We start from the raw sequence: 12693 nt of genomic DNA, 5'->3' as shown, positions 1-12693 counted from the left end.
AGATGGTGATCAGCAGGCCGACTTGTCGATCGGGTTGATCTGCTCGCAGGTCAGGTCCTTTCGCCAGGCCTTCGGGATCTCCTGTGACCAGCCGTTGTAGACCAGCGGGAGGGCCAGGACGCCCTGTCCACCCACACCTGGGTGAGCGACGAGCTCGTCGTCCATCTTGGTGTCCGACGTCGGCCCCAGCGTCAGCTGGCCGGCGATGGCGGCATCGGAGATGTCACCATCGTTGTTCGGGTCGACGTCGATGACCTGCATGGCGTTGGAGAACTTGTTGGAGACGTAGGCGTAGTAGCCGCCACCCTCCTTGGCACCGAAGTTGGCGCCGTGGCAACCGGCGTTGCACGGCAGATCCTTGATCAACTTGTGTGTCTTCGGATCGATCACGTTGACCGTCTGAGACAGGGTGTTCACCGCCAGCAGCGCCTTACCGTCCGGGCTCACCGGGAGCTGGATGGTCAGACCGCCCCACGGCTTGCCCTTCTCAGGACCGGACTTCGCGTCGTAGTTCTGCCACAGGTCGATCGTGGAGTTCTTGGCCACACCGCCGTCGGGGGTCGCGCACGCGTCCTCCTTCAGCGACACGCAAGACACGCTCATGCCCAGGAAGTTGGACAGGTACGCCTTCTTCGAGTCCGGCGTCATCGACGTGGCGATCGGGAACGCACCGACGGGCTCGTGCCTGACGGTCCCCGAGTCCATGTCGGCGATGACGGCCTCCTCGGTCATCGTGTTCGGCGCGACGACCGTCTTGCCGTCGTGGCTGGTCCAGTGCGCGTGCGGGTGCGGAGTCATGCCGCTGTCCGGGTCGGCGTGGATGCGCTTGACGATCTTCGTGGCCCCGGGTGACGCCTCGACGATGTCCGTCCCGGCGTTGACGCCGATCGTGAGGTTGTCGTTGCCCGGACGGGTCATCACGTGCGCCGGGTTGGGCCCGACCTCGAGGCTCCGCACGAACTTGCCGGTCTCCCGATCGAAGACATCGGTCTCGTTGTCGAACCACTCGTTCCCGTACACGTACTTGTAGTTCTTGTCCGACCACATGTTGTGGACGTTGTTCATGTTGATCTCGGGGGCTGCGATCTTCCGATCGATCGTCCAGTCCTCGGCGTTGATCTTCGTGATGGAGCCGTGCTTCTCCTTCCCTGCGAAGTCCTCCATCTGAGTGGCCATCCAGACCTCACCCACACCAGGGGTGGTCGGCTTCTTCAACGCCGGCAGCTTCCTCGGGTACTCGAACTTCTGGTCGAAGTACGCGTCCAGGTTCGGGATCAGCACCGGCTTGCCGTCTGCGTCGTACTGCAGGATCGGGGCGGGCGGCTGGACCGGGTTCCAGGACACCTCCTTGGTGCTGCTGAACTGCTGCCAGTTGTTCGGGTTGGTGATGGTGAAGAAGGCGTTCACCAGCCGCTGGATGATGTCGGCGTTCGACGGAACGGCCTCGGGCTTGCCGTTGACCACCAGCTTCTCGCCGAAGTCGAGACCCAACGTGAGCGGGTCGTCGACCACGACCGCGCCGAGCATGTAGGGCGCGACCGAGTCGGTGAAGGCGTACAGGCCCGGCTCGGTGAGCTGGATCGTCTTCTCGCCGAAGAAGGCGCCCTTGGAATCCATGTACGGGAACCCGTCCGCCCCCTCCGGGGCGATCAGCCCGATCGGGTTGCGGATTCCCTCCGACTTGGCCGGGTCCACGTTGAACTTGACGGTGACCGGAGGCCCCTCGACCGCGAACTCCTGGAGAGAGTCCAGGACACCCATCAGGTCCACGCCGACCGGCAGCGAGTCCAAGTCGACCGGCTCGTCCGCCGGCATGTCGGCGACGGTCGCCTCGAGCTGGCCGATCAGATCGGCGGCCTCGGCGGCCTTGGAAGCCGCCTCCGGCGACGTTTTCGCGATGCCCTGCACGGTGGCCAGGGTCGAGCCGAGGGCCAGCGGATCGGTTGCGGCACTCGCCCCGCCGGTGGTGCCGAGCCCGCCGAGGAGGTTCTCCACCAACGACGCGTCAGTCGGCAGCAGCGGGCCACCGATAGAGGGCAGTCCGCCAGCAGGTACGCCGACCCGGGGGAGCACTCCGACCGCGAGGGACTTGCTGCCGAACAGGTTCAGACCGGAGTCGAACCATCCTCCGTTCTCGTCGGTCAGGTCGAAGGTGATGGGGAGGGGGCCCACCCCGACCGGCTGCTGGCCTGCCGCCGGCAGCGTGGTCAGACCCGCCGCTGTGATCGCGGAGACCGCTGCCACGGCCACTGCGCCGAGCCGTCGTCGTCGCTTCCTGGGCCCCAAGAAGTCTTGGGGAGCTGATTCAGACATAAGAATGCCTCTCCTTTTCGAGCATTGATTTCGAGCTCCAAGGGGAAAGTTTGGGGATTCCGAGGAGTGCAATCCACTTAATCCCGCGCTCATTAAGGGCCCAGAACCCTGGCGGAAATCTAATCGTTAATGGGACCTCACAACCTCACGAGGGCATTAAGAATGGGCGGCTGATTTTCTCGATAATACCCCGGGTGGCTTCACTCCAATAATACCCCCGGGTGCTTATGCGGGACCTCTGATGTGCGCCTGGAAACAGCCACCGAAAAGGCAAAATTGGGTACCGGTGGGGCTCTTTTACTGTCGCGTTACGTGACAGCGACGAATCAGACATACCTGGTCGGCCTACTGGCTATCGGGGACCGAATGGCGTTTCTGCGAAGCCCTGAAACATCCAAAACAAACCTCTGAAACATCCAAAACCAACTGGGTATAACGAGGGAAAAGTAAAGAAGGAGGGGCCATGCCCAGTCTTACCTACGTCGTACCGATGGAGTTGGCATGACCACGATCCCCACCGAACCCTCACAGCCCCGGGCTGGTGTCGGCACGCCCGATCGAAAGCGTTCCAGCGCCCTGCTGTGGTTGCTCGCTCGACGCGTGCACTTCATGGCAGGCCTTCTGGTCGCACCGTTCCTCGCGGTGTTGGCGTTGACCGGCCTGGCCTATGCCTTCACTCCCCAGATCAACGATGTGCTGTACGGCGACAAGCTGTACGTGGAGTCGCAGACAGGAAGCCCGCGACCGCTGTCGGAGCAGGTCGAGGCCGCTCTCGCCGTCCATCCGGACGCACACGTCACCACGGTCATTCCGGCGGATGACCCCGACAGGACCGCCCAGGTCGTGCTCGCGGGCATCGAAGGCCTCAAACAGACCGGGAGCCACTTCTCCTCGGAGTCGCTGACCGTGTACGTCGATCCGTACACCGGTGGCGTCAACGGTGAACTGGTCACCGTGGACAGCCGGCCACCCGCGCAGGTGTGGCTGCGCGAGTTGCACGGCAACCTGCACCTGGGTGACCTCGGTCGGCTCTATTCCGAGTTCGTTGCCAGCTGGCTGCCCTTCATCGTGCTCGGTGGCCTGGTGCTGTGGCTCAGCAAGCGCGCCCGTGGCCGATCCCTGCGGACCGTGCTGGTTCCGTCCTTCACCGCGAAGGGACGTGCACGCAATCGGTCCTGGCACGGGGTCCTGGGCCTCTGGCTGGCGGTTGGGCTGCTCGGCATCAGCATCACCGGCCTGACCTGGTCGAACTTTGCCGGTGCCCGCGTCGACGCCGCGATCACCGCCCTGAACGGCAAGACGCCTTCGCTTGCGACGCCGGATGTGGCGGCCGCGGACGGCGCTGAGCCGATCAGTTTCGACCGTGCCGTCGAGGTGGCAAGGTCGGAAGGCCTGCAGGGCGAGCTCACTCTCGCTCTGCCGCATGCCGGCGAAGGTCCCGTCACCGTCAAGGAGTCGTCCGAGGGGCTGCCGATCCGCAAGACCTCTGTCGTCATCGACCCCTACACGGAGCAGGTCACCGCCCGCCAGGGCTGGGAGGACTACCCGCTGATGGCCAAGCTCACCAGCATCGGTATCAGTGCTCACAGCGGCACCCTGTTCGGTCTGGCCAACCAGCTTGCGCTGGCCCTGCTGGCCGTGGGATCGCTCGCGCTCCTCGGGCTGGGGTACCGGATGTGGTGGCAGCGCCGGCCCATCCGGTCAGGGCGTACCTCTCCGGTGCCGGTGTGGCGCAACCTGTCGGCGCCGATGCTGGTCGTGGTGCTCCTCGCGGCGGGTGCCCTGGGCTGGGCGATGCCGGTCTTCGGTGTCACCCTCGTCGCCTTCGTCGTCCTCGACGGCGCCGTGAACACACTGCGGCGGCGCCGTACCCGCGTGGGCGCTGTCTGAGGCATCCCCGAAGCAGAGGCGCCGCCGAGAGCCGTCAAGGCCTCGGCGGCGCCTCAGTCCGCCCCTGACCAGCCCCGTCACCTGTCAGAGGGGACGCGCGAGCGCAGTGGCCAGCGAGACCGCGATCGCCATCACGGCGAGCTCGAGCCCGGCCCACACGGTGATCGGCGTGGGCTGCTGGCGCGCCACGCGGGCGACGATGACATTGCGGATGTACGCCCCCGAGCAGGCCAGCAGGCCCATGCAGGCGAGCTTGCCCATGACCAGCCAGCCGGCCCGGGTCTGCGTCAATGCGCCGACCACCTCTCCCAGGGACGGCGTCACCTCGCCGGTCAGCCGGCCCGCGGCCAACAACAGTCCGCTGAGCCCCACCAGAACGAAGCTCACCTCGGCGACCCGTGAGAACCGGGGAAGTACGATGGCCAGCGACTGCCGGTCGGCGCCGATGATCAGCGCAGTGATAGCCAGTCCGCCCACCCAGAGTGCCGCTCCGGTCACGTGGAAGGCGCTGGCAGTCATCAGCAGCAACGGCGGCTCACCCTGCGAAGGGTGCCCGCTCATCGACACGGCCGTCAGGCCCGCCAGCGCGATCAGAAAGCCCACGTCCGGCGGCAGCGACGGTCGCCGCAAGCGGGCGACCGAATAGGCGGTCAACGCTCCTGCCGACCCGGCGCTGATCAGCAGTGCGAGACCCAGGCTGACGCTTCCGCCGTAGCCGAGCACGCCGCTGACCGGCAGCCGTAGCTGGCGGAGCGAGATCTCCGCCGCGTTGAACCAGAGACCCAGCAGCGCGGCGACCGTCCAGACTGCTGCGGTCCACACCGCCGTCCTTGAAGTGACTCGGGCCAGGGCAGGCGCACGGTCGCGACCAGCCTCCCCCAGCAGCACCAGCACCAGCACGGAGCCCACAGCTCCGATCGCGCACACGTTGGCGATCCAGCGGAGCAGCGGGATCCCGGTGCGCACCACCACCGACGGCTCCGGAATGCCGACGACTGGCTGGGGCAGCGTGACCAGGATCCCGAAGGCAAGCACGACGAGGCTCGCGCCGACAAGCGCAGAGACCTGCAGGAGCCGCGTACGTTCGTTCATGTCGCATCCGTTCGGCGTGCGGTCTGGCGACCGACAGCCCCGACACACACCGCGATCGCGGCCAGCATCGCGATCCACAGCCACGTGGGCATCGCTGCCAAACCACGCGGTCGATCTACGTCGAACGCCGTCATCGCGGTGGCAGCGGACGCGGTGGAAGCGGTGGACGCCAACCGCCGGATGTTGATCGGCACTGACCCGGTGATCGGGTGCCCGTCCGCTCCGAGCACCCGGTAGTGGATCTGGTAGTGGCCAGGAGGCCCGACCTCACTCATCGAGGCGGTCAGGGTGTTCCCGTTGATGCGAGCACGACCACACGCCCAGTGGCTGCTCTGTGGTCCGGTCACCACTATTCCGTTAGCGCCGGGGAACGCTTGGATCGGCTGGTCGAAGGTGAGCACCACCTCCGACGGGCCGGCGGCGAGCACGGCGCCGGCACTCGGGAGGCTCTTGACCAAGTGGGCGTGCGCGGACGCTGGCGCCACTGCGAATAGTATGGGAATCAAGAACGAGAGCGCGAAGATCGTCGCTGCGAACGCCGTGGCGAGGCGCTGCGATCCGCGTGTTGAAGCATTCGACATTGCTTCCACCTAAGCGAGGTTTCGAGAGTTATCGAACTAGGGGTGGTCCATGTGCCCGTGATCCGGCCCGTGGTTCTTCCCGCCGTCCGTATCGGTGCCGACGCGAGAGCGGCTGCGATCACCGTGGTCGCCGATGGCGACGACGAATGGGATGGGGTGGCGGCAGTGCTGCGGGCGATAACCTTCTGCGAGGCGAATACCCATTTTGTGTTCGCGAACGTGCACGACGATGTGCATCGGTGGGTTCCGAAAGTTGGCACTTATAGTTGAACTCAGACCGGTTGCGGAGCAGTTACGCATGCGCATGTCGCCGGTAACAAAGAAAAGTGCTGAGTGAAGTGCTCTTAACGCTGGCGTTCAGGGAATTGGGGTGGCTGCAACACCCCCGTAACGCCGTGTTGTCGCTCACCCCATTTCTGTCGTTGGCGTGAGTTCATTGCGAAGTAATAATGCCCATACAGGCTGGGGTATCGACTTATCGAAGGAACACTTTTTGTCAATGCGCCTCGGGCGGCGGAGGAGCCTCTGACACCCTCCGCAAGGCGGAGATGGGTGACCTTTACGCGTCCGGCGCTCAGCTCAGGACGACCGTGCGGCGAGGGGGTCCGGGGCGTCTGCGGCCTCGATGGGGCGCCGCGACCAGTAGCTCGCCAGGATCGAGCCGGACACGTTGTGCCAGACCGAGAAGATCGCGGCAGGCAGCGCCGCGGCCGGTGAGAAGTGGACGGTGGCGAGTGCGGCGGCGAGCCCCGAGTTCTGCATGCCCACCTCGATGCTGATGGCGCGGCGGCTCGAGATCGGCATGCCGCAGACTCGCCCGACCGCGTACCCGAGGGTCAGGCCGGCGATGTTGTGCAGGACCACGGCGAGCACGACCAGGAGGCCGACCGAGAGCAGGGTGTCGGCGCTTCCGGCCACGACGGCGAGCACGACCCCGGTGATGCCGGCGACCGAGATCAGCGGAAGCACATCGATGACCTTCTCGATGAGACGCGGCAGCAGCAGTCGGAGCACCAGTCCGAGCAGGACCGGGACGAGCACGATCTCCACGATCGAGACGAACAGGTCGCTGGCGGAGACCGGCAGGTCCTCGCCGATCAGGAAGAGGACCAGAAGCGGCGTCAGCAGGGGCGCGAGCAGCGTTGACACGGACGTCATCGCCACCGACAGCGCGGTGTCGCCACGGGCCAGGAACACCATGACGTTGGAGGCGGTGCCGCCGGGTGCGCAGCCGACCAGGATCATGCCCGCGGTGAGCACCGCGGAGAGGCCGAGCGCGTTCGCGATGCCCCAGCCGAGCAGCGGCATCACGGTGAACTGGGTGGCGACACCCAGCAGCAGAGCCCACGGCCGCCGGCCGATGATCGCGAAGTCGGCGGGCCTGAGGGTCATGCCCATCCCCAGCATGATGATCTGGAGCAGCAACGGCACCTGGGCCGCCCACCCGTCGAAGGTGCTGGGGGTGGCCAGTGCGATGGCGCCGGCGATCAGGACGATCACGGCGAACCAACGCCCTACGAAGGCGCTGACCTGTCGGACTGTGTTCATGACTCTTCCTTCCGAGACGATGGGTGACGATGGGTGACGATGGGTGACGATGGGTACGGAGTCGACCGGATGACCCGCCCGCCGCGAGATCCTCGCAAAAGGCGCGCGGCGGGCGGGGCGGGGGACCGGTTCAGGAGAGCCAGTCGAGCTCGCCGTCGACGTACTGGTCACCGAACCGGACGTTGTCGAAGCGGAGGTCCTCGACGTTCTCCAGGACCATCGGCGTCTCGACCTCCTCGACCGTGACGTCACGCAGGGTGACATCGCGCAGTGGCGCGTCGGCAGGCCCGTGGATGTCGAGGCCGGTCTTGGCGGAGGCGACGGTGATGTCGGAGAAGACGATGTCGCGGTAGACCGGTGGGTAGTCGCCGCCGAGCTCGCCGGGGTAGTCGAGCTGGAACCAGATGAAGGTCTCGAAGTTGCCGATCTCCATGTTGCTCACCCGGATGTGCTCGACCGTGCCGCCGCGGTCGAGATTGCCCTTGAACCGGATCGCCGAGGCACCGTCGCGCAGCACGTTGTCGGTGAAGTAGACGCCCTTGATGCCACCGGACATCTCGCTGCCCAGGGCGATGCCGTCCTCGCCGCCCATGTCGTTGCGTCGGATCACGACGTCCTCGCTGGGGCGGGCGATGGTGCGTCCGTCGAGGTCACGTCCGGACTTCACGACCACGGAGTCGTCGCCGGTCCGGAAGCGGTTCTCCTCGATCAGCACGTTGGTGCTCGAGTCGACGTCGATGCCGTCGTTGTTGGCCCGGTGGCTGTCGACGTCGAGTCCGCGCACGGTCGCCTGGTCGGTGTAGACGAGGTGGTTGATCCAGAACGGTGAGTTGGTGACCCGGTAGTCCTCCAGCAGCACCCGCTCGGCGTGGAAGAACTGGATGGCGCTGGGCCGCAGGAACGTACCCTTCCCGAAGACGCGCTCCTCGACCGGTACGCCGTCGAAGCCCATCTGGCGCAGCCGCAGCTGGTCGGGCTTCTCGTCGGCCTTCCAGGCGTGGAACTCCGAGTCCTCGTTGCCGTCGATCGTGCCGGATCCGGTGATCGCGACGTCGTGCACGTCGTTGCCGTAGATCAGCGGCGAGTAGCCGTCGAGCTCGGTGCCCTCCCAGCGCGTACGCACCACGGGCAGGTAGTCGTCCGTGTCGGTACCGAACAGCAGCGTGGCCCCGTCGGAGACGTGGAGATCGATGTTGCTCGCCAGGTGCACCGGACCCTCGGAGAGCCAGGTGCCCTCGGGGAGTACGACGCGGCCGCCGCCGTCGGCCGACGCCTTCTCGATCGCGGCCCTGATCGCCGGCAGAGCGTCTGTCGTGCCGTCTCCGACAGCACCGAAGTCGGTGATCTCGTAGTCGCGGTCCGGGATCGAGGGCTCCTCGATGCGGTCGACGATCTTGGCGATCGCGGCAGCATCGGGGCCGCGTACGGCCGGGTCTGTCTTCTGGTCTGCGAGGGCGGGTGTGGTCGCGGTCAGCGAGCCGACCAGACCGAGGACGAGTAGGAGGGGTGTCGCGCGCTTTCGAATGTGACGCATGCATGCTCCTCGAGAGCTCCGACGGCGGCCCAGGGCCGCCGCGAGGGGGACGGTGACACTTGTCACACTAGTGACCAACTTGTCATACGTCTATGCCCTCGCGAGGGTGAAGCATGGAAGAAGCCAGGTCCCGGCCGGCTGCCGGAACCTGGCTTCCTTGCGTGGGTTCTGGGTGGTTCAGGCCTTCTTGGTCGCCCAGAAGATCTCGGCGATCTCGTCGATCTTGGCGAGGAGCTTGTCGGCGACCTCGAGGTCGAGGGTGCCCTTGGTGCCGGAGGCGCCGGCCAGCTTGGTGGCCTCGTTGACGAGGGTGTGGAGCTGGGGGTAGGCCTCGAAGTGCGGGGGCTTGAAGTAGTCGGTCCACAGCACCCAGAGGTGGTGCTTGACCAGCTCGGAGCGCTGCTCCTTGATGAGCACCGCGCGGGTGCGGAAGTCGGGGTCGTCGCTGTCCAGGGCCTTGGCGATGACGGCCTTGACGGACTCGGCCTCGATGCGGGCCTGGGCGGGGTCGTAGACGCCGCAGGGCAGGTCGCAGTGGGCCGAGACCTCGATGGTGGGAGCGAACAGACGCATGTTTGGTTCCTTCGGTGGTGTGGTGGAGTGACCGTCGAGGTCGACGGTCAGGAAGCCTTCTCGGGCAGGATGCGATCGAGGGTGCTGACCGACGGGCCTAGTGACCAGTAGTGCCGGTCGTGGTGCAGGAGCGGGTCGGCGGACTCGCCGAGGCTGACCGCGTCGACCTCGACCAGCACCAGCCATGCCTCGCCGGCGGGGATCACGCGGGCCACGCGCCCGGAGAAGCTGGCCGCGGCGTCGTCGAGGACCGGCGGCTCCCCGTGCGGGAGCGACCAGCCCTGCGCGCCCGTGAATCGTGGCGCGGTGCGGTCGGCGAAGGCCGCGGCCACATGGGCCTGGGACTCGGTCAGGACGTGCACCGCGAGACGGTCGCTCCCGGTGAGTGCCGGCCCGGACCGCCCGGACCGGGAGACCGAGAACGACAGCATCGGCGGGTTGGCGCTGACTGAGGCCACGCTCGACACCGTCGCCCCGACGGGTCCCGTCTCGGTCGAGGCGGCGACGATGGCCACGCCGGTGGGATATCGACGGAAGCCGGCCTTGAACTGGTCGGTGAGTGTGTCGCTCACACCCCCTCCTCTCTCTTTTGGCAGTGACGCTAAAACATCAAGTCCGGTTGAGGTCCAGTCATCCACGCTGTGATCGTCGACTCATCTGCTTGTCCATGGCTGGGATCATGGGGAGTGGAAGGAGTTCGGCTTGTTAGACTAGCTGCGCACCTGTCGTACAACTCGCGCTGGTGTGCCGACGTACGCCGATTCCGCTTCCGTCGCCGATGCCGTCGATGGACGCCGCGCCCGCTACGACTTCGAAGGTTTGACCTCGGTCGCCTAATCTTCCCAAAGAACCGCTCTGCCTCACGATCTAAGGAGTCCCTTCGTGGACGTCTCCCCTCTCATCTGGTGGTTGACCATCGGCATCGCCAGCGCTGTGCTGCTTTTCGATGTGCTCGTCATCGGCCGGCGACCGCACGAGCCTTCGCGTCGGGAGCTGATCGTCGCGCTGAGCGTCTACATCGGCCTGGCGATCCTGTTCGGCATCGGTGTCTTCGTGTTCTCCGGCCCGAAGTACGGCACGGAGTTCTTCGCGGGCTGGCTGACGGAGTACTCGCTCTCGGTCGACAACCTGTTCATCTTCATCATCATCATGTCGAAGTTCGCGGTGCCGAGGCAGTACCAGCAGAAGGCGCTGCTGATCGGGATCATCTTGGCGCTGGTCTTCCGAGGCATCTTCATCGCCGTGGGTGCGGCCGCGATCGAGAACTTCAGCTGGGTCTTCTACCTGTTCGGCGCGTTCCTGATCTACACCGCGGTCAAGCTGGCCATGGAGGGCGGCGAGGACGAGGACGAGTACGAGGAGCCCGCCGTGGTGAAGTTCCTCGAGCGCCACATCCCGCTCACCTCGAGCTGGGACAGCGCCAAGATGTTCGTCCGTGAGAACGGCAAGCGGATCGCGACCCCGATGTTCGTGGTCATCTGCGCCCTGGGAGTCACCGACCTGCTGTTCGCGCTCGACTCGATCCCGGCGATCTACGGTCTGACCAAGGAGCCCTACCTGGTCCTGACCGCCAACATCTTCGCGCTGATGGGTCTGCGTCAGCTCTACTTCCTCATCGGCGGCCTGCTCGAGCGGCTGGTCTACCTGTCCTACGGTCTGGCGATCCTGCTCGGCTTCATCGGCCTCAAGCTCGTCTTCCACGCGCTCCACGAGAACGAGCTGCCGTTCATCAACGGTGGCCAGCACGTCGAGTGGGCCCCGGAGGTCTCCATCGAGGTCTCCCTCAGCGTGATCATCGGCATCCTGGCCATCACGACCATCCTGAGTCTGCTGAAGTCGCGCAGCATGACCGAGAAGGAGCGCGACGACGCCACCGGTCCGCGCAGCATGTGACGCTTCGTCGACAGTCCCGCCGAGCCGGGACAGCCCGCAGGCCCTCTCCGATCGGAGAGGGCCTGCGGGCGTTCTCGGGCAGCACTAGGGTGGGCGCATGACCCTGGCAGCTGCCCCCGGACCCCGCTGGCTCGGGGACGCGGGCCAGGTCGCGTTGGCCGGGGCGCTGGCGCTGGTGCTGCTGCCGGTCGGGTGGACCTCGGTGGTCGACGGCGAGGTCAGCACGGCTTGGGAGATCGCGCTCCTGGTCGCGCTGGTGGCGCTGCACGCCGCCGTGGCCACCGCCCGGCGCTGGCCGTTGCCGTCCTACGCAGTCGGGGCACTGGCCGAGCTGGTGCTCGTGGCCGCGCCGGATCTGAGCGGACCGACGGCCGAGGCGGCAGGAAGCGCGTTCGGGCCGGTGCTGCTGCCCAGCAGCCTGTGCTTCTTCGTGCTGCTCTACGCGGTGAGTGCGCAGGACCGGCGCCCGTGGCCGGGGGTCGCGCTCGGTATCGGGCTGGTGGGATGTCTGATCACCGTCGTACGTCTGTCGGGGTTCGAGGGCACCGGACTGCAGGGGTGGACGTGGTGGCTGATGGTGGCCACCGCCACGGTGGCGGCCACGGTGGCGGCCTGGGCGCTCGGCCGGTTCCGGGCGACCCGGGCCGCGTGGATCGACCAGCTCGCCGACCGCGCCGCCGCTGAGGAGCGCCAGCGCATCGCGCGCGAGATGCACGACGTGGTCGCGCACTCGCTGGCGGTCGTGGTCAGCCATGCCGAGGCCGGCCGGATGGTCGTGGGGCAGCAGCCGGAGCGGGCCTCGGGGATCCTCGACACGATCGCGACCACGGGGCGGGAGGCCCTGATGGAGATGCGCGGGCTGCTCGGCGTGCTCGGCGGCGAGTCGTCGACCGAGCCGCAACCGGGGCTGGCCGACGTCGGCGACCTCGTCGAGCGGATGCGTGAGGCAGGGCTGACGGTCCGGCTCGAGGCGGACGAGCCCGGTCAGGTCGCTCCCGCCGTCGGGCTGACCGCCTACCGCGTCGTGCAGGAGGCGCTCACCAACGTCACTCGTCATGCCGGCCCGGGAGCCGCCGCGACCGTGTCGGTGACACGCACCGGACGTCAGCTCCGGGTCGAGGTCAGCGACGATGGCGTGGGGATCCAGCGCCCGCCCGGCCGCGGCCTCCGCGGGATGCGGGAACGGGTGGCGGCGGTCGGCGGCACCCTCGAGGCCGGGCCGAGCGACGGCGGCTGGCGCGTGCGCGCCATGATGCCGTTGTGACCAGC

The 12693-nt window shown here is 66.9% G+C and carries 11 protein-coding genes; 4 read left to right on the top strand and 7 right to left on the bottom strand.

All coding sequences use genetic code 11. The features are described 5' to 3' along the window. Positions 1–9: 9 nt before the first annotated feature. On the bottom strand, positions 10–2313 hold the full coding sequence (locus ACFWQC_RS18300) for a YncE family protein (protein WP_378680856.1): 2304 nt from the start codon (positions 2311–2313) through the stop codon (positions 10–12). Between the two features lie 501 nt (positions 2314–2814). Between ACFWQC_RS18300 and ACFWQC_RS18295 the strand changes: the two genes are divergently transcribed. After that, positions 2815–4203: a PepSY-associated TM helix domain-containing protein gene (locus tag ACFWQC_RS18295; protein ID WP_378680854.1), complete on the top strand. Its 1389-nt coding sequence runs from the start codon at positions 2815–2817 to the stop codon at positions 4201–4203. Positions 4204–4287: 84 nt separating this feature from the next. Here ACFWQC_RS18295 and ACFWQC_RS18290 read toward each other — a convergent pair whose 3' ends face one another. Both ACFWQC_RS18290 and ACFWQC_RS18285 read right to left on the bottom strand, forming a co-directional pair. Then, complete coding sequence (locus ACFWQC_RS18290; RefSeq protein ID WP_378680851.1) at positions 4288–5295, bottom strand: CopD family protein; 1008 nt, start codon at positions 5293–5295, stop codon at positions 4288–4290. Beyond that, the gene (locus tag ACFWQC_RS18285; protein WP_378680849.1) at positions 5292–5780 is read right to left on the bottom strand and encodes a copper resistance protein CopC; all 489 of its coding nucleotides are present in this window, start codon (positions 5778–5780) and stop codon (positions 5292–5294) included. The genes ACFWQC_RS18290 and ACFWQC_RS18285 overlap by 4 nt, the downstream gene beginning before the upstream one ends. A gap of 147 nt (positions 5781–5927) precedes the next feature. On the opposite strand from ACFWQC_RS18285, the gene ACFWQC_RS18280 reads away from it, so the two are divergent. Continuing rightward, the gene (locus tag ACFWQC_RS18280; RefSeq protein ID WP_378680847.1) at positions 5928–6146 is read left to right on the top strand and encodes a hypothetical protein; all 219 of its coding nucleotides are present in this window, start codon (positions 5928–5930) and stop codon (positions 6144–6146) included. 309 nt (positions 6147–6455) lie between these two features. Here ACFWQC_RS18280 and ACFWQC_RS18275 read toward each other — a convergent pair whose 3' ends face one another. The 4 genes from ACFWQC_RS18275 to ACFWQC_RS18260 all read right to left on the bottom strand — a co-directional run bounded on the left by ACFWQC_RS18275 (position 6456) and on the right by ACFWQC_RS18260 (position 10103). Next, positions 6456–7424, bottom strand: coding sequence for a bile acid:sodium symporter family protein (locus ACFWQC_RS18275; RefSeq protein WP_378680845.1), 969 nt, complete (start codon positions 7422–7424; stop codon positions 6456–6458). 130 nt (positions 7425–7554) lie between these two features. After that, positions 7555–8958, bottom strand: coding sequence for a glycoside hydrolase family 28 protein (locus ACFWQC_RS18270; protein WP_378680843.1), 1404 nt, complete (start codon positions 8956–8958; stop codon positions 7555–7557). A gap of 177 nt (positions 8959–9135) precedes the next feature. Further along, a complete protein-coding gene (gene sodN / locus ACFWQC_RS18265) occupies positions 9136–9531 on the bottom strand; it encodes a superoxide dismutase, Ni (RefSeq protein ID WP_355227413.1) in 396 nt (131 codons plus the stop codon). 47 nt (positions 9532–9578) lie between these two features. After that, positions 9579–10103 carry a flavin reductase family protein gene (locus ACFWQC_RS18260; RefSeq protein WP_378680840.1) on the bottom strand — a complete coding sequence of 175 codons (525 nt, stop codon included), beginning with the start codon at positions 10101–10103 and terminating at the stop codon, positions 9579–9581. A gap of 310 nt (positions 10104–10413) precedes the next feature. Between ACFWQC_RS18260 and ACFWQC_RS18255 the strand changes: the two genes are divergently transcribed. Together ACFWQC_RS18255 and ACFWQC_RS18250 are read left to right on the top strand one after the other, a co-directional pair. After that, entirely contained in the window at positions 10414–11424 is a 1011-nt protein-coding gene (locus ACFWQC_RS18255) for a TerC family protein (RefSeq protein WP_378680837.1), read from the top strand. A gap of 97 nt (positions 11425–11521) precedes the next feature. Then, positions 11522–12688 (top strand): sensor histidine kinase, encoded by a 1167-nt coding sequence (locus ACFWQC_RS18250; RefSeq protein ID WP_378680835.1) that lies wholly within the window; start codon positions 11522–11524, stop codon positions 12686–12688. Positions 12689–12693 lie beyond the last annotated feature (5 nt).

The organism is Nocardioides sp. NPDC058538 (assembly GCF_042719275.1).
Classification (GTDB): Bacteria; Actinomycetota; Actinomycetes; order Propionibacteriales; family Nocardioidaceae; genus Nocardioides.
This window is presented reverse-complemented; position numbering and strand designations above follow the sequence as displayed.